28 protein-coding genes are annotated in these 23,074 nt (G+C 71.8%); 5 read left to right on the top strand and 23 right to left on the bottom strand.

Features of this window, described 5'->3' with window-relative positions:
* Positions 1-66: 66 nt before the first annotated feature.
* The 3 genes from D9V36_RS21210 to D9V36_RS21200 all read right to left on the bottom strand — a co-directional run bounded on the left by D9V36_RS21210 (position 67) and on the right by D9V36_RS21200 (position 1,694).
* Positions 67-648 carry a nucleoside deaminase gene (locus tag D9V36_RS21210; protein WP_129295174.1) on the bottom strand — a complete coding sequence of 194 codons (582 nt, stop codon included), beginning with the start codon at positions 646-648 and terminating at the stop codon, positions 67-69.
* A gap of 70 nt (positions 649-718) precedes the next feature.
* Complete coding sequence (locus D9V36_RS21205; protein WP_241720961.1) at positions 719-1,285, bottom strand: hypothetical protein; 567 nt, start codon at positions 1,283-1,285, stop codon at positions 719-721.
* A 190-nt stretch (positions 1,286-1,475) separates the two neighbouring features.
* Positions 1,476-1,694, bottom strand: a complete 219-nt coding sequence (locus tag D9V36_RS21200; protein ID WP_129298577.1) for a hypothetical protein — start codon at positions 1,692-1,694, stop codon at positions 1,476-1,478.
* 174 nt (positions 1,695-1,868) lie between these two features.
* On the opposite strand from D9V36_RS21200, the gene upp reads away from it, so the two are divergent.
* The gene (gene upp / locus D9V36_RS21195; protein ID WP_129295173.1) at positions 1,869-2,504 is read left to right on the top strand and encodes a uracil phosphoribosyltransferase; all 636 of its coding nucleotides are present in this window, start codon (positions 1,869-1,871) and stop codon (positions 2,502-2,504) included.
* Positions 2,505-2,580: 76 nt separating this feature from the next.
* On the opposite strand, the gene D9V36_RS21190 is transcribed toward upp, so the two are convergent.
* From D9V36_RS21190 to D9V36_RS21155, 8 genes are all read right to left on the bottom strand, one after another.
* Entirely contained in the window at positions 2,581-3,228 is a 648-nt protein-coding gene (locus D9V36_RS21190; RefSeq protein ID WP_129295172.1) for a LytR C-terminal domain-containing protein, read from the bottom strand.
* Positions 3,229-3,390: 162 nt separating this feature from the next.
* Positions 3,391-3,687, bottom strand: coding sequence for a type II toxin-antitoxin system VapB family antitoxin (locus tag D9V36_RS21185; RefSeq protein ID WP_030084955.1), 297 nt, complete (start codon positions 3,685-3,687; stop codon positions 3,391-3,393).
* Positions 3,688-3,895: 208 nt separating this feature from the next.
* The gene (locus D9V36_RS21180; protein ID WP_129295171.1) at positions 3,896-4,528 is read right to left on the bottom strand and encodes a DUF4232 domain-containing protein; all 633 of its coding nucleotides are present in this window, start codon (positions 4,526-4,528) and stop codon (positions 3,896-3,898) included.
* Positions 4,529-4,632: 104 nt separating this feature from the next.
* Positions 4,633-5,325 (bottom strand): hypothetical protein, encoded by a 693-nt coding sequence (locus D9V36_RS41480; protein ID WP_206739704.1) that lies wholly within the window; start codon positions 5,323-5,325, stop codon positions 4,633-4,635.
* Positions 5,322-6,035, bottom strand: a complete 714-nt coding sequence (locus D9V36_RS21170; RefSeq protein ID WP_206739703.1) for an RNA polymerase sigma factor — start codon at positions 6,033-6,035, stop codon at positions 5,322-5,324. The genes D9V36_RS41480 and D9V36_RS21170 overlap by 4 nt, the downstream gene beginning before the upstream one ends.
* A 39-nt stretch (positions 6,036-6,074) precedes the next feature.
* A complete protein-coding gene (locus tag D9V36_RS21165; RefSeq protein ID WP_129295170.1) occupies positions 6,075-6,695 on the bottom strand; it encodes an LPXTG cell wall anchor domain-containing protein in 621 nt (206 codons plus the stop codon).
* Positions 6,696-6,924: 229 nt separating this feature from the next.
* Positions 6,925-7,161 carry a hypothetical protein gene (locus D9V36_RS21160; protein WP_129295169.1) on the bottom strand — a complete coding sequence of 79 codons (237 nt, stop codon included), beginning with the start codon at positions 7,159-7,161 and terminating at the stop codon, positions 6,925-6,927.
* Positions 7,162-7,173: 12 nt separating this feature from the next.
* On the bottom strand, positions 7,174-7,548 hold the full coding sequence (locus tag D9V36_RS21155; RefSeq protein ID WP_129295168.1) for an ArsR/SmtB family transcription factor: 375 nt from the start codon (positions 7,546-7,548) through the stop codon (positions 7,174-7,176).
* Positions 7,549-7,746: 198 nt separating this feature from the next.
* Here D9V36_RS21155 and D9V36_RS21150 point away from each other — a divergent pair, with 198 nt between their 5' ends.
* Positions 7,747-9,972, top strand: coding sequence for an MMPL family transporter (locus tag D9V36_RS21150; RefSeq protein ID WP_129295167.1), 2,226 nt, complete (start codon positions 7,747-7,749; stop codon positions 9,970-9,972).
* Between the two features lie 135 nt (positions 9,973-10,107).
* Here D9V36_RS21150 and D9V36_RS21145 read toward each other — a convergent pair whose 3' ends face one another.
* Positions 10,108-11,163: an NAD(P)-dependent alcohol dehydrogenase gene (locus D9V36_RS21145; protein WP_129295166.1), complete on the bottom strand. Its 1,056-nt coding sequence runs from the start codon at positions 11,161-11,163 to the stop codon at positions 10,108-10,110.
* Between the two features lie 118 nt (positions 11,164-11,281).
* Here D9V36_RS21145 and D9V36_RS21140 point away from each other — a divergent pair, with 118 nt between their 5' ends.
* Positions 11,282-12,199 (top strand): helix-turn-helix domain-containing protein, encoded by a 918-nt coding sequence (locus tag D9V36_RS21140; protein WP_129295165.1) that lies wholly within the window; start codon positions 11,282-11,284, stop codon positions 12,197-12,199.
* A gap of 50 nt (positions 12,200-12,249) precedes the next feature.
* On the opposite strand, the gene D9V36_RS21135 is transcribed toward D9V36_RS21140, so the two are convergent.
* Complete coding sequence (locus D9V36_RS21135) at positions 12,250-12,597, bottom strand: hypothetical protein (RefSeq protein WP_129295164.1); 348 nt, start codon at positions 12,595-12,597, stop codon at positions 12,250-12,252.
* A gap of 100 nt (positions 12,598-12,697) precedes the next feature.
* Positions 12,698-13,270, bottom strand: a complete 573-nt coding sequence (locus D9V36_RS21130) for a PadR family transcriptional regulator (protein WP_129295163.1) — start codon at positions 13,268-13,270, stop codon at positions 12,698-12,700.
* A 113-nt stretch (positions 13,271-13,383) separates the two neighbouring features.
* Between D9V36_RS21130 and D9V36_RS21125 the strand changes: the two genes are divergently transcribed.
* Positions 13,384-13,815, top strand: a complete 432-nt coding sequence (locus D9V36_RS21125; protein ID WP_129295162.1) for a nuclear transport factor 2 family protein — start codon at positions 13,384-13,386, stop codon at positions 13,813-13,815.
* Between the two features lie 21 nt (positions 13,816-13,836).
* Here D9V36_RS21125 and D9V36_RS21120 read toward each other — a convergent pair whose 3' ends face one another.
* The 4 genes from D9V36_RS21120 to D9V36_RS21105 form a co-directional block, all read right to left on the bottom strand.
* Positions 13,837-14,592 (bottom strand): TetR family transcriptional regulator, encoded by a 756-nt coding sequence (locus D9V36_RS21120; protein WP_129295161.1) that lies wholly within the window; start codon positions 14,590-14,592, stop codon positions 13,837-13,839.
* Positions 14,589-16,088, bottom strand: coding sequence for an MFS transporter (locus D9V36_RS21115; RefSeq protein ID WP_129295160.1), 1,500 nt, complete (start codon positions 16,086-16,088; stop codon positions 14,589-14,591). Before D9V36_RS21115 ends, D9V36_RS21120 begins: the two co-directional genes overlap by 4 nt.
* Before the next feature lie 234 nt (positions 16,089-16,322).
* Positions 16,323-16,538 (bottom strand): ferredoxin, encoded by a 216-nt coding sequence (locus D9V36_RS21110; RefSeq protein ID WP_088798993.1) that lies wholly within the window; start codon positions 16,536-16,538, stop codon positions 16,323-16,325.
* 110 nt (positions 16,539-16,648) lie between these two features.
* Complete coding sequence (locus tag D9V36_RS21105; RefSeq protein WP_129295159.1) at positions 16,649-17,905, bottom strand: cytochrome P450; 1,257 nt, start codon at positions 17,903-17,905, stop codon at positions 16,649-16,651.
* Between the two features lie 344 nt (positions 17,906-18,249).
* On the opposite strand from D9V36_RS21105, the gene D9V36_RS21100 reads away from it, so the two are divergent.
* Positions 18,250-18,780: a MarR family winged helix-turn-helix transcriptional regulator gene (locus D9V36_RS21100; protein WP_129295158.1), complete on the top strand. Its 531-nt coding sequence runs from the start codon at positions 18,250-18,252 to the stop codon at positions 18,778-18,780.
* 202 nt (positions 18,781-18,982) lie between these two features.
* Here the strand turns inward: D9V36_RS21100 and D9V36_RS21095 are convergent, their stop codons facing one another.
* From D9V36_RS21095 to D9V36_RS21075, 5 genes are all read right to left on the bottom strand, one after another.
* Positions 18,983-20,143, bottom strand: coding sequence for a flotillin family protein (locus tag D9V36_RS21095; RefSeq protein WP_129295157.1), 1,161 nt, complete (start codon positions 20,141-20,143; stop codon positions 18,983-18,985).
* Between the two features lie 11 nt (positions 20,144-20,154).
* Positions 20,155-20,406, bottom strand: coding sequence for a hypothetical protein (locus D9V36_RS21090; protein WP_086716653.1), 252 nt, complete (start codon positions 20,404-20,406; stop codon positions 20,155-20,157).
* A gap of 241 nt (positions 20,407-20,647) precedes the next feature.
* The gene (locus tag D9V36_RS21085) at positions 20,648-21,304 is read right to left on the bottom strand and encodes a peroxiredoxin-like family protein (RefSeq protein WP_129295156.1); all 657 of its coding nucleotides are present in this window, start codon (positions 21,302-21,304) and stop codon (positions 20,648-20,650) included.
* On the bottom strand, positions 21,301-21,921 hold the full coding sequence (locus D9V36_RS21080) for a TetR/AcrR family transcriptional regulator (RefSeq protein WP_129295155.1): 621 nt from the start codon (positions 21,919-21,921) through the stop codon (positions 21,301-21,303). The genes D9V36_RS21085 and D9V36_RS21080 overlap by 4 nt, the downstream gene beginning before the upstream one ends.
* A gap of 325 nt (positions 21,922-22,246) precedes the next feature.
* On the bottom strand, positions 22,247-23,068 hold the full coding sequence (locus D9V36_RS21075; protein ID WP_129295154.1) for a methyltransferase domain-containing protein: 822 nt from the start codon (positions 23,066-23,068) through the stop codon (positions 22,247-22,249).
* Positions 23,069-23,074 lie beyond the last annotated feature (6 nt).

The following is a 23,074-nucleotide window of genomic DNA, read 5'->3' as shown; positions in this document are numbered from 1 at the left end:
GCCCAAGGGGGGCCGTGCGCCGAAATCGGATTCCGGAGAGGGGCCGGCGCGGGGGCGGGACACCGCTCAGCGGTCGCGGAAGAAGTCGGTCAGCAGGGCCGCGCAATCGGCTTCGAGGACGCCGGTGATGACCTCGGGACGGTGGTTGAGACGCCGGTCACGGACGACGTCCCAGAGGGAGCCGGCCGCGCCGGCCTTGGCGTCGCGGGCGCCGTAGACGACGCGGTCGACCCGGGAGAGCACGATCGCCCCGGCGCACATCGTGCACGGTTCCAGGGTGACGACGAGCGTGCAGTCCGTCAGCCGCCACTCGCCCGTCCGTCGCCCGCCGGCCGCCGAGGCGGCATCGTGCGCGAGGTCCGTACGGAGGTCCCCCGGGGGCGATGCCTGCTCCCGTAGGGTCCGGGCCGCTGCCCGCAGCGCCAGGATCTCGGCGTGGGCGGTCGGATCGCCGGTGGCCTCCCGCTCGTTGTGGCCGGTGCCGAGGACCGTGCCGTCCGCGGACAGCACGACGGCGCCCACCGGGACGTCACCGGTCCCGGGGGCGCGGGCGGCCTCGGCCAGCGCCTGCCGCATCGGTGCGATCCACGGATCGCGCAGCGGGTCGGGTGCGGGGGAGGCGTGAGAGGCGGATGGGGGGACGGTCATGTCCCCAGTGTCGGGGACGTGACCGGGGCGGGGCCGTCGGGTCCCGGGACGGGAGCCCGGCCGGGCCGGCTCAGCGCACGGCTTCGAGGACCTCCGTGCAGCCCAGGGCGTCGGCAATGGTGCCCAGCGCGTCGCCGTCGAGGGCCAGCAGCTCCTTCTCGCCGATGCCCAGGTCGGCCAGGAGTCCGGCATCGCCGAGCGGGCCGTGCGGCGGGCCGTCCGTGTCGTTCACCGCCTCCAGGGGGTCGTCGTCCTCCACGTCGTTGTGCGATTCGGGTTCGCCGTCCTCCGTGCCGTCCAGGTCGAGGCTGTCGAGGTCGTCGGCCGCGTCGTCCTCCTCACGGCCGAGCAGCTCGTCGGTCAGCATCGCGCCGTACGAGCTTCTGGCGGCAGCGGCGGCGTTGGAGAGGAAGACCCGCGGGTCGTCCTCGCCGTCCACCCGGACGACGCCGAACCAGGCGTCCTCCTGCTCGATGAAGGCCACCACCGTGTCGTCGTCGACCGCCGCCTCTCGGGCCAGATCGGCCAGATCGGTCAGCGTCTCCACATCGTCGAGCTCCGTATCGCTCGCTTCCCACCCGTCTTCGGTGCGCGCGAGCAGTGCGGCGAAGTACACCGTGACTCTCCCACTGGTCATAGGCGTGCCGGGTCGGGCGGGGCGGCGCTGCACGCCGTTGGTCCCGCCCCTTTCGGAATCGTGGCAGAAACAACGCGTTCGCGCGGGGTCTTCGACGCTGCGTCGTGCGGAGGTTGTGAGAGATGTCGCTCACGTGCCGCAGTGCGGGCGGGGGCGAGGAGGTGGTTCGCTACCGGCGGAATGGCCTCCGCTACCAGCGGAATGTGCGCATCCGCAGGGCCTGGCGCATCCGTTCGGCCCGTGCGCGGCGCGGCTGTACGCGGTTCCGCAGCTCCTTGGCCTCGTGCAGTTCCCACAGAAATTGTGCGCGGCGCCGTCGGCGCGCCGCCTGAGCCCCGGCGTCCGGGGCCGCGCCCCCGGTGCCGAGGGCAGCGTTGTCCGGGTCATCGGTCCGCTTGTGGTCGGGCACGCGCACACCACCTCGGGCGAGGACTTCGCCCGAGGGCAGGACGGCCGATCGGGCGTACGTGCCCACTTTCCCTCCTTTCGGTGGTTTGATGCCGACCACACTCCGATGCCGTGCGCGGCGGCCGGTGCCGCACGGCGGGCGCCGCGGCCTTCCGGCTCGGTTAGTGTCGATGTCATGCGGATCCACGTCGTCGACCACCCGCTGGTGGCGCACAAACTCACCACGCTGCGCGACAAGCGCACCGATTCCCCCACCTTCCGGCGGCTCGCCGACGAGCTGGTCACCCTGCTCGCCTACGAGGCCACCCGTGATGTGCGCACCGAGCAGGTCGGCATCGAGACACCGGTGACGGCGACCACCGGTGTGCGGCTGTCGCACCCGCGCCCCCTGGTCGTGCCGATCCTGCGCGCCGGTCTGGGCATGCTGGACGGCATGGTGCGGCTGCTGCCCACCGCCGAGGTCGGCTTCATGGGCATGGTCCGCAACGAGGAGACCTACGAGGCGCACACGTACGCCACGCGGATGCCCGATGACCTCTCGGGCCGTCAGGTGTACATCGTCGACCCGATGCTCGCCACGGGCGGCACGCTGGTCGCGGCGATCAATGAGCTGATCCAGCGCGGCGCGGACGATGTCACCGCGATCTGCCTGCTGGCCGCGCCGGAGGGCGTCGCGGTCATGGAGAAGGAGCTGGCCGGCGCGCCGGTGACGGTGGTCACCGCGGCGGTCGACGAGCGGCTGAACGAGGACCGCTACATCGTGCCGGGCCTCGGCGACGCGGGCGACCGGATGTACGGCACGGCCGGCTGACGGAGCTACCGCTTTCCCGACTGATCAACGGCCGGGCCCCGCACCACGGGTTGGTGCGGGGCCCGTGTGCGTGCGGTCAGCACTTGGCGTCGGCGGCGGGGGCCGGGGACGGGCGGTTCAGCAGGGCCAGGGACTTCGCGGCGTTCTGCTGGGTGGTCAGTTCCTTGAAGGTGTCACCGATGATCAGGTCGAGGTCGGTGCCCTTGCGGCCGTCGGTCTTGCGCTGAGCGCCGGTGAGCTGGGTGGCCAGAACCTTCAGCGGCCCGTCGGCATCCTCGGGGCCGAGCAGTATCCCGGAGCCCTTGACCTTCTTGTCGTAGGCGGCGGGGGCGTTGCCCACCCTGCCGACTTTGAAGCCGCGCTTCTGGAGCTCGTCGGCGGTGCGCTTGGCGAGGCCGGAGCGCGGGGTGGCGTTGAAGACGTTGACGGTCAGCGAGCCGGGCGCGGGCAGTTTCCGTGCGGCGTTCCTGGCCTGTGCGGTGTCCGTCTTGCCGTGGTCGCGGCAGTGCGCTGTGCCCGGGGAGGCCTGGGCGGTGTTGCCACGGCCGCCGAAGACGTCGATGAGCTGCAGGGTCCCCCAGCCGGCCAGACCGAGGGCGCAGGCCGTGGCGACGACGGTGAGGACGATCCGGCGACGGTGGCGGGGACGGCGCATCCGCGGATACCTGTCGCCCGTGATGCGGTACTTCTTACCGCCCATCCCTGGGGGCGTCAGCATGCTCATGGGCGCAGCGTAGTGCGGTGGGCACGCCGTGCCTACTAGATGATCAACGCGTCGTGCGAGAGCCAACCCAAAAGGATCAATTCGGGCAGGGTGGGTTGGGCGGCACCGAGCGGTAAAGGGGGTTTTCCGGCCGATTGGCCGGTCGGCCGGGGAGGTGGTGCGTCAGCCCAGTTCGAGCACGCGGGCGTGCAGCACCTGGCGCTGCTGGAGCGCCGCGCGGACCGCGCGGTGCAGCCCGTCCTCCAGATAGAGGTCGCCCTCCCACTTCACGACGTGCGCGAAGAGGTCGCCGTAGAACGTCGAGTCCTCGGCGAGCAGCGTTTCGAGATCGAGCTGCTGCTTGGTCGTCACCAACTGGTCGAGGCGCACCGGGCGCGGGGCGACGTCCGCCCACTGGCGGGTGCTCTCCCGGCCGTGGTCCGGGTACGGCCGGCCGTTTCCGATGCGCTTGAAGATCACACGGAAAGCCTACCGGGCGAGCGGCACCGGGCGCAGCCATGCCGCAGCAACGCAAAAGGATCATTGGCGGCAAATTTGGATCATTGGGGAGGGGTGGGCCGGTGGATATGGCTGGATGCGACCCGAACGGGCTACCCGCGCGGCGTGTCCCGGGGTGTCTCCCGGGGGTCGGGGCCCGCCCCGTTCGCCGCGGTCCGGAACCGGTCCTTCACCACTTCCGGGCGGCCTCCAGGCAGGGCTGCCAGTAGGTGACCCGGGCGGTGTGCGGGTCGACATGGACGGGGGTGCGGCCGTCCAGGCCGACCTGGGTGGGGGTGGCGCGGGCGGCCAGCGCGACGCCGAACTGGGAGATTTTCCGGCCGCGGTGGCCCGTGCCGCCCGGCTCGCCGGCGGCGGAGGTGATGATCGTGGCGTACGCCGTGTCGTCTGGCGCCAGGGAGACGGTGGTGAGCGGCCGGCTCGCCCCGATCGCGGGAAGGGCGGGCCGCCGGTCGTTGCCGAACCACAGCAGCGGATAGCGCTGGGCGGCGAAGTCGCAGGTCCGGCGGGAGAAGTTGGTGACCGTCAGCAGCATGCGGCGGTCCCGTCGCGGCAGTGCGCCGGCGTGGAATCTGAGCATCTCGGGGGTGCAGGCGACCCGGCCGTTCCGGCCCGTGGGCGGGCTGTCGCCGTCCGGGAGGGGTGGGGCGGGGGCCGGCGAGAAGGCCGTGACGGAGCCCTCGCCCCCCTTGCCCGGGGCGCCGTGGCAGCCGGCGGTCAGGGTCAGCGCGGCGGCGACGAGGAGACCTGCGGCAGCGGCCCGGCGGGTGGTGGCCCGGCAGGTGGTGGCGGTGGACGGCATAGGGAGCTCCCCCGGGACGGTGGCGTGTACACGACCTTCGGCGCGGGTGCTGGTGATCTGCTAACGCACGGCTAACGGGGGCCGTGGGTTTAGGCCCCTTGTTCTCAACCGGGCTGCGGTGATGAGGAAGTGCCGCCTCTGCCGGGTGCTACGTGGGTGCTGCCCCGTGGGGTGGGGGTGGCCGACGGGGGCGTGGAGGGCGCCGCGGTGGTCCTCGCGGGGCCGCCGCCCGGCTCCGCCGGCGGCCGGGGGGTGGGGGTGTCCGTAGGGGAAGAGTGCGGCGGCGGGACCGGTGTCCCGTTGGGCGTGGCCGAGCGGGAGGGGCCGCCCGTACGGGGCGGGACCCGCGACGGGTGGCTCGGGGACGGGACGGGGGACGGTCCCGTACGGGATGACGGGGACGGTGCCGGGCCGACCGGGCTCGGCGGGGTTGCGGGCAGGGGCCGGTCCGGGGCGCCGGGGGCGGCCGTCAGAAAGCCGATCACGACGGCGGCGGTCGCGGCGGCCGCTGCCAGCGGCAGTCCGAAACGGCGCAGCCACGGCCGCATCGGGCCGGGCAGCCGGCCACGGCGGGTGTGCGGGCCCGGGGGCGCGGCCGGCCGCAGGTCCCTCAGGGCGATGCTCTCGGCGCGCGCGGCGAAGGCCCCGCGCAGCCGGTCTTCCACGGGACGCCCGGGCGCGGCGCCGTCGGGGCCAGGGCCGGGGCCCGTACCGCCTCCGCCCCGGCCGCCGCTGCCGCCCGTGGCATCACCGGGCCCGCCGCCGGCGCCACCGGGTCGTGTGCCGGGGCCGTTCATGACCGCTCCTCCAAGATCTTTTCCAGCGAGTTCAGTGCGCGGCTGGCGATCGACTTCACCGCGCCGCGGCTGATGCCCAGCGTCGCCGCGATCTGTGCCTCTGTCAGATCGCCCCAGTAGCGCAGGACCAGCACCTCCCGGCGGCGGGCGGTCAGCCCGCTCAGCGCGGCGAACACCTCGCGGTGCTCCTCGTCCAGCACGATCCGCTCCTCGGCGGACGGTGCATCCGCTTCGTACGGCGGGGTGTAGCCGCGTGCGGTGCGCCGGCGCCGCAGCACCGAGCGGGCGGCGTTGACGACCGCGGTACGCAGATAGGCGAGCGCATTGTCGACCTCGCCGAGCTGTTCGCCGTGCCGCTTGTAGAGCGCGGCGAACGCGTCCTGGACGACGTCCTCGGCGGTGGCACGGTCGTCGACGAGCAGGACGGCCAGCCGGACCATGGTCAGCCGGTGGGCGTGGTAGAGCTCGCTGATCGTCGGCCGAGGCTCGGGGGGTGCGGGTGGCGCGGGGACGGCCTCGTCCGGCAACCAGGCCTCGAAATCTGCCGGTTGGCCGTACGCGGGATGGCGGGCCGGGTGGCCGGGGTGCGGTGTTTCGCGGCGGGCGGCCGCCGGGCGGGCGGTGCGCAGCAGCCACCGCCACAGGGCAGACCGGGGCCCCGGCACGGCGAACCGTACCGGGGCGTACTGCGGGCCGGCGGAGTGCTCCATCGATTCCTCGGGGTGCGGCGGGGGGCCTTTCGCGGTGGCTCAGCCGCGCCGGCGGCGGACCGCGTAGACGGTGCCGCCACCCACGGCGATCAGGGCCGCGGCGGTGCCGCCGAGCGCCATGGTGGTCGTGGAGGAGGCTCCGGTGCGGGCGAGTTCCTTCCCGCCCCCGGATCCCTTGGCGGGGGCGGGGCGGGCGGACGCGCCGGGGCCGTCGCCGTGGGTGCCGGGCGAGGCCGGCGAGGCGCTGGGGCGGGGCTCGGCGCTGCTCGGCCGCGGTGCCGGGCGGCTGGGTGAGGCGGAGGGGCGGGGCGTGCCGGGAGCGTCGGTCCGGGTGGGGGGTGTGGGGAAGGCGCTGGTGGCCGGTCGGGGCGTGGGCCGGGTGCTGCCGTCGGCCGGTCGCGGGGTGGGTGCCTGGGCAGCGGAGCCGGTGTGCGGGCGCGGCTGCGGTGCCCGGTCGTCGGCCTGCGCGGTACCGGCCACGGACAGCGCGGCCAGCGCGAGCGCCGCGACCAGCCCGGCGCCGGCCGCACCGCGCGGACGGGGGCGGGGACGGGGGTGAAGACGGGCGGCGTACGGCCGGAAACCGGCGGAGGCGCGGGAGGTACGGGAGGTGCGGGAGGTACGGCTGAACTTCACGGACTTCACGGTCGGCTGCTCCACGTTCGTCGACGGGACGGCGCCTGAAGGCGCCCTCACCCGTGACGACGTGCGGCGGGGGCGGGGGTTGCCGGGCGGTGCGGAAAATCTTCGCCGGCCCGCTTCCGTCCGCCGGAGGCCTTCGGCGCACGCTGGTCAGCAGCCCTCAAGCCGTGTCGGTCAGCCGTCCCCGACCCACGCCGGTCAGCGGCCCTTGCCCCACGCCGGGCAGCAGCCGTCAGGGCAGCAGCCGTCAGCCCACGCTGTGCAGCAGCTTCTCCACGGCCTTGACCCGGTCGCCCAGCTCCGCCAACTGCGCACCCACGGCCTCCTGTTGGGCGGAGAATCGCTCCGCGAGCTTGCGGTACTCGGCCAGTGCGGCGGCGTCCGCGCGATGCCGCTGCAGCTTGAAGTACGACACCACGATCGTGGTGACCGCACCGAAGATGATCACCAGGACGGCTATCGGGATGATGGTGCTGCTGTTCATGTGCGGGTCCCCCTAGGGTCGTTCGGTCCCTTTGCGGACGGACGGCTCCACCGCGCCTTCCGCGTCCCCGGTCCCGTGTGGTGCGGTCGTCCCGGACCGGTCCTCCTGGAGGGCCGCGAGGACGGTGGCCAGGTTCAGCTTCAGCTCGAACGGCGTCAGTTCGAAGTACTTGAGTGCCTTGCCGTCCTCGGACAGCTCCAGCCTGCCCACCACCAGACCGGCCTTCTCCAGGCGGTCAAGGTGCATGTAGAGCAGCGGCCGGGACATCTCCAGCCGGCGGGCCAGTTCGCTGACGTAGAGCCGGCCGCCGGCCAGTTCGGCGATCACCCGCAGTCGCTGTGCATGGCCCACGGCGGACAGCAGGGCCAGCAGCTCCTCGCTGTTCATGGCCCACCTTCTTGCCGTTCCGGACGCCTGTCAGCGGAGGTTTTCGCATGACGCGACGGACTGTCAAACATGTCCCACGCCTCCGCGCCCTCCGGCTCACCGCAATCTTACGGTTGACGCTCTATCTCGACACCTGTAATTCTTCACTTACATGCGTACCAGTGAAGGTGCGATGTGTTGTCGAGGGGGGCAAGGCACATGAGCGTGGCGTTGCGAACGCGGCCGGCGGAGCACGGGCCGAAGGAAAGACCGCCGGTCACGGTGCGGTGTGCGACCTGGAGCGCGCGGCACCCGTGGCGCGCACTCGCCGGATGGCTGGCGTTCGTGGTGCTGTGCCTGGGGGTGGGCCTCTCGGCGGGCACCCACAACGCCACGGCGGAGGACTACCGCGTCGGGGAGGCCGGCCGCGCGGAGACCCTGGCCGCCGAGGCCCATCTGGGGCATGAGCCGGTCGAGCAGGTGCTCATCACCGCCCGGTCCGGCGCGCTGGACGACGCCGCGACCGGTGCGGCCGTCCAAGACCTCACCGCCCGGATGCGGAAGCTGCCCGAGGTGGCACGGGTCGCGCCCCCGGTCCGCTCGGCCGACGGCAGCGCGTTACGGGTCGCCGTGATCATGAACGGGGCGGAGGCGGACGCCAAGGACCATGTCGCTCCGCTCGCCGCGCAGACCGCGGCGGTGCAGCGCAGCCACCCGGGGCTGCGGGTGGCGGAGACCGGGAGCCCGTCGGTCAGCGTCGGCGTCAACGCCCAGCGCGGCCAGGATCTGGCGCTCGCCGAAGCGATCACCCTGCCCGTCACCCTGCTGACCCTGCTGGCCGCCTTCGGGTCCGCACTGATGGTGGCGGTGCCGCTGCTGCTGGCGCTGACCTCGATCGCGGCCGCCGTGGGCCTGTCGATGGTGGTCTCCCATGTCCTGCCGGACGCCGGGGTGGGCACCAATGTCATCCTGCTGATCGGCATGGCGGTCGGCGTCGACTACACGCTCTTCTTCCTCAAGCGCGAACGCGAGGAGCGGGCCCGCACGGGCGGCCGGCTCCGGCCCGAGGCGCTGGTGGAACTGGCCGCCGCGACCTCCGGCCGGGCGATCGTGGTCTCCGGCTTCGCGGTCGTCGTCTCCACGGCCACCCTCTACCTGGCCACCGACGTGGTCTTCTCCTCCCTCGCGACCAGCACCGTCATCGTCGTACTGGCCGCGGTCCTCAGCTCGCTGACGGCGCTGCCCGCACTCCTGGTCAAGATCGCCCAGCGTGCCGAACGCCGGGCGGCGCGCCGCGAGCGGCGGACCGGCCGCCGTCCGGCGCCGCGCGTGGGGCCGGACGGCACCGGCCGCCTCTGGCGCGCCCTGCTGCGCCCGGCGCGCACCCACCCGGTCCGCGCCCTGTGCCTGTCCGTCCTGCTGCTGCTCGGCCTCGCGGCACCCGCCGTGGGCATGCAACTGCGCGTCCTCAACAAGGACAGCCACTCCCGCGAGATCCCTGCCCTGCAGACCTATGACCGGCTGACCGCGGCCTTCCCCGACCTGCGGGTCCAGCATCAGATCGTGGTCCGTGCCGCCGCCGCGCAGGCACCCGAAGTGGCCTCCGCGCTACGGGAGTTGGGAGCGCGCACCCGAGGGGACTCCCTCTACGCCAAGGACACCGCGCCGCCGCTGCGCACCTCGCGGGACCGGCGCACCACCACCATGGACGTGTCGACGCCCCACAAGGTCAGTTCCCCGCAGGCGCGCGCCTCGCTCGACCGCCTGCGCAGGGACTATCTGCCGGCCACGGTGGGCGAGGTGCCCGGCGCACGGTTCGCGGTCAGCGGGGACGTCGCGCACGACACCGACTACCTCGCCCACCAGAACGAGAAACTGCCCCTGGTCGTCGGGGCGCTGCTGCTCGTGACGTTCCTGATGACGGCCCTGGTCTTCCGCTCCGTCGTGCTCGGCCTGATCGGGGTCGCGCTCAACCTGCTCTCCGCCGCCGCCGCGTTCGGCCTGGTCGTGATCTTCTTCCAGCACGGCCTGGCCACCACCCTGTTCGGCTTCGACGCCACGGCGACCAGCGCCATCGGGTCCCGTGTCCCGCTGTTCCTGTTCGTGATCCTCTTCGGTCTGTCGATGGACTACCAGGTCTTCGTCGTCAGCCGCATACGGGAGGCGGCACTGTGCGGCGTGCCCACCAGGGAGGCGGTGCTGCACGGGGTCGGTGCCTCCGCCAAGGTCGTCACCAGTGCGGCCGTGGTCATGGTGACGGTCTTCGCCAGCTATATGTTCCTGCACCTCGCCGAGATGAAGCAGATCGGCTTCAGCCTCGCGGTGGCCGTCCTGCTGGACGCCTTCGTCATCCGCGTCGTGATCCTGCCGTCGGCACTGATCCTCCTGGGGCGGGTGACCTGGTGGCCGTCCCGGACGATGCGGCGGGCGCAAGGGGCCCGCTGAGGTTCCCGCGCTGAGGAGCCATGGCATGCGCGCGCCCGGGTCGGTCTTCGGCAGACCGCCCCGGGCGTGCGCGCCTCCGCCCGGAACCGGGCGGAAGGTGCTCGTGGATCCGACGGGTGAATCGGATCAGATGGTTCAGATCGTCGAGGCGTCTATCACGAAGCGGTAGCGGACGTCGCTCGCCAGGACGCGCTCGTAGGCCTCGTTGATCTGGTCGGCGCTGATCACCTCGATGTCCGACGCCAGTCCGTGCTCACCGCAGAAGTCGAGCATTTCCTGCGTCTCCGGGATGCCGCCGATCAGCGAGCCGGCGATCGAGCGGCGCCGCGTGAGCAGGGCGAACGGCGCGACGGGCAGCGGGCTCTCGGGGGCGCCGAGCTGGACCAGGGTGCCGTCGGTGCGCAGGAGACCGAGGTAGGCGTTGAGGTCCAGGTTGGCGGAGACGGTGTTGACGATCAGGTCGAAGCTTTCCGCCAGCGCCTCGAACGTGGCCGGGTCGGAGGTCGCGTGGTAGTGGTCGGCGCCCAGCCGCAGGCCGTCGTCCTTCTTGCGCAGCGACTGGCTCAGCACGGTGACCTCGGCGCCCATCGCATGCGCGATCTTCACGCCCATGTGGCCGAGGCCGCCCAGGCCGACGATGGCGACCTTCTTGCCGGGCCCGGCCTGCCAGTGGGCGAGCGGCGAGTAGAGGGTGATGCCGGCGCACAGCAGCGGGGCCGCGGCGTCCAGCGGGATGCTCTCGGGGATGCTCAGGGCGTAGTTCTCGTCGACGACGAGGTGGGTGGAGTAGCCGCCCTGGGTGATCTCGCCGTCCCGGCCGGTGGCGTTGTACGTACCGACCATGCCGAGTTCACCGGTGCAGTACTGCTGCAGCCCGGCCCGGCAGTTCTCGCACTCCCGGCAGGAGTCGACGAAGCAGCCGACGCCGACCCGGTCGCCCGCCTTGTAGCGGGTGACCTCGGCGCCGACCTCGGCGACCACACCGGCGATCTCATGGCCGGGGACGATCGGGAAGGCCCCGCCGTCGCCCCACTCGGCGCGCGCGGTGTGGATGTCGGAGTGGCAGATACCGGCGTACTTGATGTCGATCAGGATGTCGTGGGCACCCAGCTCGCGGCGCGGAATCGAGATCCGCTCCAGCGGTGCTTTCGGGGCGGGTGCGGCGTACGCGAAGGCAGAGGTGTGGGTCATGCCACCGAGAATGCGGCGTCCCGCCGGCCGTAACCAGTGCACTCTTGAACGTATGCATGGCGTGCCTACTACTGACGGAACCCCCCTCCGGCCCGGTCCGCGGTCGCAGACTGCGGTCATGGATCAGCGAACGGAGTTGAGTGAGTTCCTGCGTTCCCGGCGCGCCCGGCTGCGGCCGCAGGACGTCGGGCTGCCGGAGTACGGCGGGCGGCGCCGGGTGCCGGGGCTGCGCCGGGAGGAGCTGGCGCAGCTCGCCGGGGTGAGTGTGGCGTACTACATCCGCCTCGAACAGGGCCGCGGCCGCAATGTCTCGTCCGCCGTACTGGACGCCATCGCCACCGCCCTGCGGCTGACCGCCGTCGAGCGCGATCACCTCACCCATCTCGCCCGCCCGGTCTCCCGCCGCATCCGCCCCGCCGCCCGTCCGCAAGGGGTGCGCCCCGCGCTGCAGCAGCTGATCGACACGATGGAGCGCGTCCCGGCCTATGTCCTCGGCCGGCGGCTGGACATCATCGGCTGGAACCGGCTCGCCTGCGCCCTGCTCGGCGACTTCGCCGCGCTGCCGCCCGAGCGCCGCAATCTGGCCTGGCAGGTGTTCCTGGATCCGGCCGCGCGCGAGCTCTACGAGGACTGGGACGCCAAGGCCGCCGCCGTGGTCGGCTATCTGCGGCGCGATGCGGGCCGTTATCCGGACGACCCCGAGATGGCCTCGCTGATCGGCAGGCTCTCGCTCGGGAGCGCGGAATTCCGGCAGTTGTGGGCTGCCCACGACGTGCAGGACAAGGGGTTCGGCAGCAAGGTCCTGCGCCATCCGCGGGCCGGGCGGCTGACCCTGGCGTACGAGACCCTGACCCTGCCCGCGGACCCCGACCAGCAGGTGATCACCTACCACGCCGAACCGGGGTCGCGGTCGGCCGAAGCGCTCCGGAAGCTGGCTTCGGACCAGGTGGGGACGTCAGAGCAGGTGGGGACGTCAGAGCAGGTGGTGACGTCGGGCCACATGGTGACGTCGGGCCACGTGGTGACGTCGGAGTAGCTGATGACGCCGGATCAGGTGGTGGCGTCGGAGCAAGTGGTGGCGTCGGATCAGGAGAAGACCACCGAACGGACCTTCAGCTGCTCCGAGGCGTGACCGCCGTTCGGCCGGAGGCTGAAGTGGTCGCCGGTGCAGTCGGAGCCCGTGAAGACCGTGACGACGGACGAGGTGTAGTTCTTCGGGGTGTGGGCGGGCTGGACGGTGGGGTCGGTCACCTCGGGGAGGGCGAGGCACGCCCGGCTGGGCGGGTCGGCGAGCAGGCCCACGTGCGGGGTGCCGGTGGAGTCGGTGTACACGTAGGTGAAGGGGCCGGTGGCCGCTCCGGCCGAGGCGGTGGGCAGGGCCAGGGCGAGCGCGAGGGCGCCGACGGCGGTGGTGACGGTGTGGCGAAGACGCATGGGGATATTCCCTTCCATTCCTTTTTCTTGTGGAATGTCTGTTTCCCGGGTGCGCGTCGGCTGATGTCCGGAGTCACACGAAGGAGTTCTGGGGAACGGTTCACCGGGGGCGCGGGCGTGCCTCGCTCCGCTCCCGCAGGACGCCGGCGATCCGCTCGCACCACGCCTGGGTCTCCCGTTCGAAACCCAAGCCGCGCAGACAGGTCAGATACGGGCCGATCCGGTCGCCGGCGGCCAGGAATTCCGCCTCGTCCCTGCCGCCGCGCAGCCGGGTCAGCAACTGGTCGAAGATCTCGGCCTTGGCGGCGGCGACCCGCGCCCGCTCCGTCAGCTGCTCGATCACCGGCGCGGCGTCGATCCGGTCCACGGCCTGCACTTTGACCAGCAGATCATCACGGATGAACGACGGTTTGGACGCGGCCGTGGCAAACCGCTCCAGTTCGGCCAGGCCCTCGTCGGTGACGTGGAACAGCCGTTTGTTGGGCCGGGTCTCCTGGACCACCTGGCGGCCGGCGATCAGCCCCTGCGCCTCCAGCTTGGCCAGCTCCGTATAGAGCTGCTGCGGCAGCGCGTGCCAGAAGTTGGCGACACCGGCGTCGAAGGCCTTGGCCAGTTGGTAGCCGCTGTACTCGCCGTCCAGCAGTGCGGCCAGCACTGCGTGCTTGAGGGCCATGTCCTCAGGCCACCGCCCTTCCCATACTCAAGAATATGACTAATCATAGTCGCGACTATGAGCCATGAGGGCCGGCCGGATCGTGCGTCCGGCCGGGGTGAGGAGGACGAGCGATGGGGACGACGGCGGACCGCTTCAAGGCGGCGGTGGAGGCAGCGGATCTCGACGGGGTGGAGGAGCTGTTCACCGAGGACGTGCGCCTGTACAGCCCGGTGAAGTTCACGCCCTTCGAGGGGCGGCCGATGGTGCTCGGGCTCTTCGGGGTACTGCTCCGTACGTTCCAGGACTTCCGTTACGTCGGCGAGCTCGAGGGCAGCGCCCAGACGGCGGCGGGGCCGGACGGCGGCACTGCCGACTCGACGGTCCTGGTCTTCCGGGCCACCGTGAACGGCAAGCAGATCCACGGCATCGATCTGCTGCAGTTCGACGAGGCGGGCCGGATCAAGGAGTTCACGGTGATGGTGCGGCCGCAGTCCGCGGTGCAGGCGCTGGGGGAGGCGGTGCTGGCCGGGCTGGTCGAGGACGGGCTGGTGCCCCGGTCGTAGGCCGGCTTGCGCCGGGCCGGGTCAGCCGTCGATGAGCCGCTGGAGGGCGGGCGCGTAGAGGTCGGCGAGCCGTTCGGGCGGGGCCTGGGAGGCGGCGCCGGTGCGGTGGATGCTGAGGGTGGCGCCCAGGCCGATCAGCTGGGCGGCGATCAGTTCGGCCCGGAGAGCGGCGTCGGGGCCGGTGAGCAGGGTGGCGAGCCGGTCGGTGATCTGCTCCTGGAACCGGTCGCGCAGCAGCGAGCGTTCGTCGCTGATGCCCAGCGAGAAGACGACGCGCAGCAGCGGATCGCCCTGCTGGGCGCGGCGTTGGCCGACGAGGGTGTGCACCAGGTGCCGGCCGAGTTCCGGCAGCGGCGCGCCGAACAGCGCGTCGGCCGCCGGGCCGAAGTCGGCCACGGCGGCGAAGAGCTGTTCCTTGCTGCCGAACCGCTTGACGATCAATGAGGCGCTCACTCCCGCGTCGGCCGCGATACCGCGCAGCGTGACCTCGGCGTACGGACGCAGGGCGAAGGCCCGCCGGGCGGCGTGCAGGATGGCAGCGCGGCCGGTGCCGGGGTCGGTGGCGGGGGCGGGGACGGTGCCCGGTTCCGTACCGGCGCCGGGGGTCGGGTCTGTGCCGGGGTCGGTGGCGGGGCTCGGATCCGTATCGGTGTTGGCGGCGGGGCCCGTCCCGGGAGCGGGAGTGGGGGTGGCGGTCGCGGGCGTCGGGACGGTGGCCGGGCGCGGGCGGCCCGTGCCCTCCGGGGCGGCTGCGGCGGCCTCGGCCTGAGCGGTCATGCGTCCTCCTGGGTGAGCGCCGTCCGCGCCGGCGGGGCCGGTCGCCGGACCTGTCCGACCGTACCGGCCGGCGGCGGTGTGCGGCCCCCGGGCAGGCACAGCGTGACGGCGAGGGCGAGCAGCGCGGCGGCGCCGGCGATGAGGAAGACCAGCAGGTACGCATGGAGGGTCGGGGCGGTCCGGCCGCCCGCCTGGAAGGTGACATTGGTCAGTACGGCGGCGACCGCCGCGCTGCAGAATGCCTGCCCCACCGAACGCATCAGGGTGTTCAGGCCGTTGGCCGCCCCGGTCTCAGCGGCCGGCACCGCGCGCATCACGAGCGCGGGCAGCGCGGAGTAGCCGATCGCGGTGCCCGAGGCCACGACCGTCGCACCCGCGATGATCATCCACAGCTGGTGGCTGGTGAAGAACCGCACCACATACCCCACCGCCATCAGCGCGGCGGCCAGCGCCAGGGTGACCTTCGGTCCGTGCTTCGCCGAGATCCGCGCGGACACCGGCGACAGCGCCACCATCGACAGCCCGCCCGGGAGCAGGCACAGCCCGCTGACCACGAGGGACGCGCCCAGCCCGTATCCGGTGTTCCGGGGCTCCTGCACCATCTGTGCGGTGGCCAGCGAGTTGGCGTAGAAGGCGAAGCCGATCAGCAGCGCGGCGAGGTTCGTCAGCAGCACCGCGGGCCGGGCCGAGACCCGCAGATCGACCATCGGCGACACGCAGCGCAGTTCGTAGGCGCCCCACGCCAGGCCGGTCAGCACCGCCGCGACGAGCAGCCCGAGGGTGCGCGCGGAGGCCCAGCCCCAGCCGGCGCCCTGGGTCACGGCGAGCAGCAGGCAGCTCAGTGACACGGTCAGGCCGAGCGTGCCCAGGACGTCGAAGCGGCCGCGCGAGCGCAGTGGCGATTCGGGCACACAGCCGAGCACCAGCACGACGTCCAGCAGCCCGAGCGCCGCCGACACCCAGAACATGGTGTGCCAGTCGGAGTGCTCGATGACCAGCGCGGCGATCGGCAGCCCGACCGCGGCGCCGATGCCCAGCGTGGAACTCATCAGCGCGACCGAGGACAGCACCCGGGCCGGCGGCAGCTCGTCGCGCATGATGCTGATGCCGAGCGGCACCACCGCGAGCGCCGCGCCCTGCAGGGCCCGCCCCGCGATGAGCACCCCGATCTGTGAACTGACGGCGCACAGCACGGAGCCGAGCACCAGGACACCGAGGGAGGCCAGCAGCACCCGGCGTTTGCCGTACATGTCGCCGACCCTGCCGAGGACGGGGGTGCAGATCGCGCCGGTCAGCAGGGTGACGGTGACCAGCCAGCTCGCGGCGGCCGGGGTGGCGCCGGTGAGCTGGGGGATGTGCGGCAGCAGCGGTACGACGAGGGTCTGCATGACGGCCACGACGACACCGCAGAAGGCGAGGACGCCGACGAGTGCGCGCGGGTGGCCGGCCCCGCCGGGTACGGCGGTCTCGACGGGCTCCGGTATCGCTGCGGGCATGGCTCTCCGTAGGGCGCGGCGGAACGGCGGACAGGGGTGCACGGGCGTTCACCCTCAAGGGTAAACGCGTGTGCACCCCTGTCGCATGCCGATGTTGATGCCGATGCCGCATCCCGATGCCGCATCCCGATGTCGCATGCCGAACGGGAGCCGTGGGGTGGCCTCCGGCGGCCGGGGCCGGGGCGGGCCGGGCCGGGCCGGCACTGGGGGGCTCCCCTTGGCCAGGGCTGTCGTCTAGACCCGCCCCGCCCGGTCCGCCTGCTCGACCGAGATCGCCGCGGCCGGGCAGATGGCCACTGCCTCATGGACGGCGTCATGGAGCCCGGCCGGCGGTTCGGCATCGAGGAGGACGACGATGCCGTCCTCCTCGCGCTGGTCGAACACCTCCGGTGCGGACAGCACACAGCTTCCGGCGCCGCAGCACTTCTCCTGGTCGATGTGTACGCGCATGGTTCTCCCCACGATGGGCCGCCGGGCTGCTGAGGCCGCGGGCGAACGGGCTGGACGGGATGGACGAGATGGATGAGCTGGAGGAGGTGGAGGGGCGGGCGGGCCGAGGCTCACCACGCCACCGGCAGGGCGTGGACCCCGTAGATCCCCATGTCGTGACGGAACCGGACGTCCTCGAAGGGGATGGCGAGCCGCAGGCCCGGGAGCCGGCGCAGCAGCGTCTCGACGGCGATCTGCAGTTCCACCCGGGCGAGCGGCTGGCCCAGGCACTGGTGGACGCCGAAGCCGAAGGCGATATGACGCCGGGCATCGCGTCCGACATCGAGTGCGTCGCCCCCGGGGAAGACGCCGTCGTCGCGGTTGGCGGAGTTGAGGGTGCACAGCACGCCCTCGCCGGCCCGGATGGTGCGGCCGCCGATCGTGACGTCCTCGGTGGCGACCCGGGGGAGACCGTTGTGGATGATGGTCAGATAGCGCAGCAGCTCCTCGACGGCCCCCTTGACCAGCGAGGGGTCCGCGCGCAGTCGCTTCAGCTGGTCGGGGTTGCGCAGCAGGGCGAGGGTGGACAGTGCGGTCATGTTTGCGGTGGTCTCATGGCCCGCGATCAGCAACAGCCGCCCCATCGAGGAGACTTCCTCGTCATCGAGCTCGCCGCGGGCGACCAGCCGGCTGATGATGCCGTCGTCCGGATCGCGTCGCTTGGACTCGGCGAGCCGGGTCAGATAGCGCCGCAGATCCTCCTGCGCGGTGCGCACCTCCTCGGCCGTCGACCGGAGGCTGAGCAGCAGGCCGCTGCGTTCCTGGAAGAACTTGTGGTCGTCATACGGGACGCCGAGCAGCAGGCAGATCACCAGGGACGGCAGCGGCAGGGCGAATTCGGCCACCAGATCCGCCGAGTCGCGTCCCGCGGTCATCCGGTCGAGAAGACCGTCGGCGAGGCGCTGCACCTCGGGGCGCATCGCCTCCACCTTCTTCACCATGAATTCGGCGGTGAGCATCCGGCGCAGCCGTGCGTGCTCGGGGTCGTCCTGGCGGATGAAGGTCGGTTTGACGGTGGCGAGTTCCCGGCCGCCCGCGGTGAGGAAGGGGAAGCCGGGCCGGGTAGCGTCGGCGCTGAACCGCGGGTCGCCGAGCACCTCCCGTACGTCCTGATGCCGGGTCACCAGCCAACAGGTGGAGCCGTCCCACAGCGTGGCCCGGGTGACCGGTTCCTCCCGGCGGGCCCGTTCGACACCGGGCGCGGGATCGAAGGGGCAGCCTTCGGCCCGCGTGGCCGGGACGGCGAGGGGGGTGAGGGGGGTGAGGGGGGTGAGGCCTGCTCCCCTGCCGGTGTCGTGCTCTGCCTCGGTACGTTCTGCAGTCGTCATGCGGCTGGTCCTTCCACGATCGGGACACGGCACTGCCGTGGCGAACGGTGCGGGTAGCGCTTTTCCTTGACGGGCTCTGCGAACTCTTGACGGGCTCTGCGAACTCGGTAACCACCTCGGCAGCCGCCGTGACCAGCGGGGATCACGCTCACCGAGGGCTGGTTACTCCTCTAGTTACCTAACTTAAGCAAGTAAGTCGTTCACACGTTAACTCACCGCGAACGGGGGAGGGAAGAGGTGATCAAGGCGCCCCCGAGGTTGGCTCAATCCGAGCGGAAGCGCGCGCCCCGGGCGACCTGCCACAGGGCGGATCCGGGCGCCCCAAGGGCAGCTAAAGTGCCTGCATGCCGGACCCCGGAAGAGACCAGGACCCCATCGCCGCACTGCAAAGAGTGCTGGCCACGCTGTCCTACCTGCTCACCCGTTCCCGGGCCCACGAACGCCAGGCGGCCGAGGCGGGAGTCACGGCGGCGCGCTCCGACCTCTGGCTGTTGATGGCCCTGGAGGACAGCGGCGGGGTCAGCCGGGTCGGCGACCTGGCCGCACTGCTGATGGTCGAGCCGCCTCATGTCACCCGCCAGATCAGCCAGTTGGAGTCCCAGGACCTGGTTGAACGGACCCCGGACTCCCTCGACCGCCGCGCCCGGCAGGTGGCGATCACGCCCCACGGCAAGGCCGTCCTGGGCCGCCTTCAGCACACCAGCCAGGCCGGTCTCCACGACGCGCTCGCCGGCTTCGACGACGCCGATATCGCCACCACCGTCGCCGTGCTCAACCACCTGGTGGCCCACGCCCGCCACAAGCACACAGCGGAAGACCGGCCACGGGGGCGGGGGTGTGAGCGGGGCGGGGATGTGAACGGGCCGGGGATGTGAGCAGGGTGGGGGATATGAGCGGGGTGGGGCCCAGCGGCCCAGCGGCCCAGAGGCCCAGAGGCCCAGAGGTGTCCCCCTGGGCCCCGGGTTCCGACCCGTGCGGGGCTGTTGCTCGCTCCCTGCTCGGGCCCTGTTCGCTCTCTGCCCCCGGGCTCTACCCGCTCACTGCCCTCGGGCTCTACCCGCTCACTGCCTCCGGGCTCTACTCGATTTCGACCCGGCCGCTGTGGCCCTGCTGTGCGGCGGTGCCGCCGTTCTTGTCGGTCTTGCCGTCCTGGCCCTCGGGGGTGCCGAGGTTGCGGCGGACCGAGTCGAGGATGGTCAGGCCCTGGCCGACCAGGCCCGCGGCGATCTCGCCCAGGCCGTCGGTGCCGTTGAGGACATTGACATTGGCGTTGGCCAGGCCCGCGGAAGCCTCCTTGACGATCTGCGGGAGCTGGTCGATCAGCATCCGGTCCAGGGCCACCCGGTCGTGCGACGCGGCGGCCTCGGCCTGGATCTTCATCCGCTCCGCCTCGGCCAGGGCCAGCAGCCGGATGCGCTCGGCCTCCGCCTCTGCGGGCTTGACGACCTCGGCCACCAGCTCCTGCTGACGCAGCAGGGCCGCGCGCTCGGCCAGTTCGGTCCGGGCGGCGAGGACCTCCTGCTGGGCGTGGGCCTGCGCCAGCGGACCGGCCTGTGAGGACCGGGCCTTGGCGCGGTCCACCTCGGCGGCGTACTCGGCCTGGACCACCGCGGTCTGCCGGGAGTACTCCGCCTGGTTGCGGACGGCCTCCTGCTCCGCCTCGGCCGAGGCCTGGGTGGCCTGCGCCTGGGCGATCTGCGCCTGCCGCTGGATGGCCGCCTTGTGCGGGGCGGACATCGCCTCGATATAGCCGGTCTCGCCGTCGTCGATCGACTGGATCTGCAGCGAGTCGACGATCAGACCGATCTTCGCCATCTCGGTCTTCGAGGTCTCCAGGACCTCGGTGGCCAGCTTCTGCCGCTCGGTGACGATCTCCTCGACCGTCATCGAGCCGATGATGGACCGCAGATGACCCGCGAAGATCCGGCCGGTCAGCACCGACATCTGGTCCTGGTCGGACAGGAACCGCTGGCCGGCGTTGACCACGCTCTCGGTGTCGTTGCCGACCTTGAACGCGATCACGGCACGCACCGTCAGCGCGATGCCCTGCCGGGTCACACAGGTCTCCGAGACCTCCGCCTCGCACATGGCCAGCGTCAGAAAGCGGACCTTGCGGAAGACCGGCAGCACGAATTTGCCGTGTCCGGTGACCACTCGGAACGGCGCGCCCCCCTGTCCACGCCTGCCTCCCGAGATCAGCATGGCTTGATCGGGGGCAGGAACGCGGTAACCGAACATCCTCATTCTCCTCAACCGGCGTCGCCGGCATTGCCGGACAACGCGTCCAACGGATCGGCCCACTCCATGACGTCGACCTGACGACTGCCACGCGACTCGATCACGAGCACGGTCGCCCCTACCGGAAGGGGCTCGGCGGACCAGGCGAGAAAGGCCTCGCTACCGCCTCTGATCCGTACCAGGACCTCACCGGGACCGGCAGCCCCGCGCGTGCCGATCAGCAGCACTCCCGTACAGCCGATCACGGCATCGTCCTGTGCCATCCGCGGCTGCCCTCCCCCGTTACGTTCCTGGAAAACCGACCATAGCGCTCCGGCAGGCGGTGGCCTATGGGGGGTTGTCGGCGCGTTGGTGCAATGCGCCATGGCGGTCAATTTCCCGTTAAGACATCTGCGAATGAGGTGCGGAATTCCCTGAGCGAGTGAGCGGGCGATTGAGCGGGTGGGTGATTGAGCAGGTGGGTGTTTGCGCGGGTGGCGCCGGTGCACTGGTGCCGTGCGGGATTCAGCGTGCCGGGGACAAGGCGTCGAGGGCGGCGAGGATGTCGGACGGTTCGGCGCGGCGGGTGTAGTCGGTGTCGACGAAGGCCCAGCGGATGGTGGCGTCGCGGTCGATGACGTAGGTGGCGGGCAGCGGCAGGGTGCGCGGATGGCCGCCGTTGACGCGCTGCAGATCGAAGCCCAGGGAGTCGTACACGGCGGCCAGGTCCTCGGGCAGGTCGAAGCTGAGGCCGTACTGCTTGGCGGTGTCCGAGCCGAGATCGCTGAGGACGTCGAAGGCGAGCGCGTGCTTTTCGGTGAGGGTGAGTGATTCGTCGGGGACCTGCGGCGATATGGCCACCAGCCGGGCGCCGCGGGCGGTGATGTCGGCGTGCTGCTGCTGCAGGGCGTGCAGCGCAAAGTTGCAGAAGGGGCACCAGGCGCCGCGGTAGAAGGTGAGCACGACCGGGCCGGTGGAGAGCAGACCGTCCAGGGTGACGGTGTCGCCGGTCGCGGTGGGGAGGCGGAAACCGGGCGCCGTGTCCCCGGCGTGCAGAGCCCGTTCGGCCTGGCCCGAGGCGGCGAGGTCGCGGCCGGCGCGGTCCATCACCTCACGGGCAGCGGCCGGGAGCTTGGGGTAGTGAGCGCGGAAGAAGGCGGTGAGTTCGTCGTTGAGGCTCATTGCGGTCGGTGCTCCTGAGGGGGTGAGGGGTGGGCGCGCAGTGGCGCGAGGGCGGCGGCCACCGTGTCGGTGAGCGCTTGGGCGTCGGCGCCCGCACGGGAGCGCAGATTGACGCCGTAGGCGAGCGTCGCCAGTACCGCGGCCGACGCGTCGAGATCGCTGTCAGGCTGGAGTTGGCCCAGGTCCTCGGCGGTACCCAGGGCCGTTCGCATGGCTCCTTCCAGCATGGTGTGGTGCTCCTCGAGCAGGGTGTGGATACCGGGGGCGGTGCACTCCGGTCCGGCGTAGGCATTGGTGACCATGCAGCCCCAGCCGGCGACCGGGCCGGAGCAGCGCACCTCGATCAGCCCGCTGAAGAACTCCTCGATCGCGGTCAGCCCCGAGGCGGCCGACGACAGGTGGGCGAAGGCCGGTATCGAGTGCTGCGCTATATAGCGGCCCAGCGCCGCGGCGTAGAGGCCGTCCTTGCTGCCGAACGTCGCATAGAGGCTGGACCGGCTCACGCCCGTCGCGGTCACCAGCGCCTGGATGCCGGTCGTGGGCAGGCCCTGCCGCCAGAAGATCTGGAGGGCGTCGTCGAGCACGATGTCGGGGTTGAAGTGCTTGATGTCGGGCATGGCCGGCCTGCTCGTTTCGCTGTTGCGTGCGGCACGGGCCGGGCGGCGCGGCGGTCGGCTGACCCGTCGCATCCCGCCCGCCCCGTATCTCGGAACGGTCATTCCAAGATGCACCAAGTCAACTTCACAGTCAAGGAGTTGGGGGAATGGGGTGGGGGGATTTCCGGAACGGATTCTTCCGCGTGGTGTCGACTCGTCGCGTCCGGCTGCGTCCCGTCGCTTCTCGTCGCGACCCGTCTCGGCCGGTCCCGGCCCGTCTCGGTCGGCCGCGGCCGGTGGCGACCCGTTTCGGCTCGTGTCGCGAAGAGATCGGCCCTACGCCCCTCTACGGCATCGGATTGACGGCCACTGCCTTGAAAAAGGTGTAGTGGAAGGTCCCGTCGTCTTCCGCGGCCCGCCGCAGGTCGGTGATCCCCCGGTCCCAGTCGGCGGCGGTGGTCAGACCGACGCCCAGGGCGTCGTCCCGGACCGCTTCGATCATGGCGATAAAGGTGTTCCGGGTGAAGCCGTCCACCAGGGCGGGCCGGGTCCGGTCGGCGTAGACCGTACGCGGACGGATGGCCACCTTCTCGAATCCGGCGACACGGAGCAGCGGCTGTAACTCCCGTCCCAGCAGCGCGTTTCCGCCTGCCGTGGCCTGCAGGCGCACCTGATGGCCGATGACCTCATGGGCGTGCAGGCTGTCCGGATGGAAGACCACCGAGCCGTGGTCGCCCTCGATCACGGTGAGCGTCCCGCCGGGGCGCAGGAGCCGGCGCAGCGTGGCCAGCGCCTTGTCGGGTTCCTCAAGGTGCTCCAGCACGAAACACGCGAAGATGTGGTCGAACTCGGCTTCTTTGAAGGGGAGATGCAACAGGTCGGCGGCCCGCCACGTCACGTCGGCCCCGGGCTCCTGCTCCGCCATGTAGGCGCGGGCCTGGGCCAGCGACTCCTCGGAACGGTCGACCGCGACGATGCGCGCCCTCGGACTGTTCCTGGCCAGATGTACGGTCTGCGCACCCACCCCGCAGCCGACTTCCAGGACCCAGCTGCCGGCGGGGTACGCCGTTCCGGCGTGCAGCAAGGGGGCCAGGGTGTCCGCCTGGTCGCAGAGACGCCGGGCTTCGCGGGGCAAGTAGCCATGGACGTACGCGGTGTTCGTGTTCATGGCTTC

This window comes from Streptomyces lydicus (genome assembly GCF_004125265.1).
Classification (GTDB): domain Bacteria; phylum Actinomycetota; class Actinomycetes; order Streptomycetales; family Streptomycetaceae; genus Streptomyces; species Streptomyces lydicus_C.
This window is presented reverse-complemented; position numbering and strand designations above follow the sequence as displayed.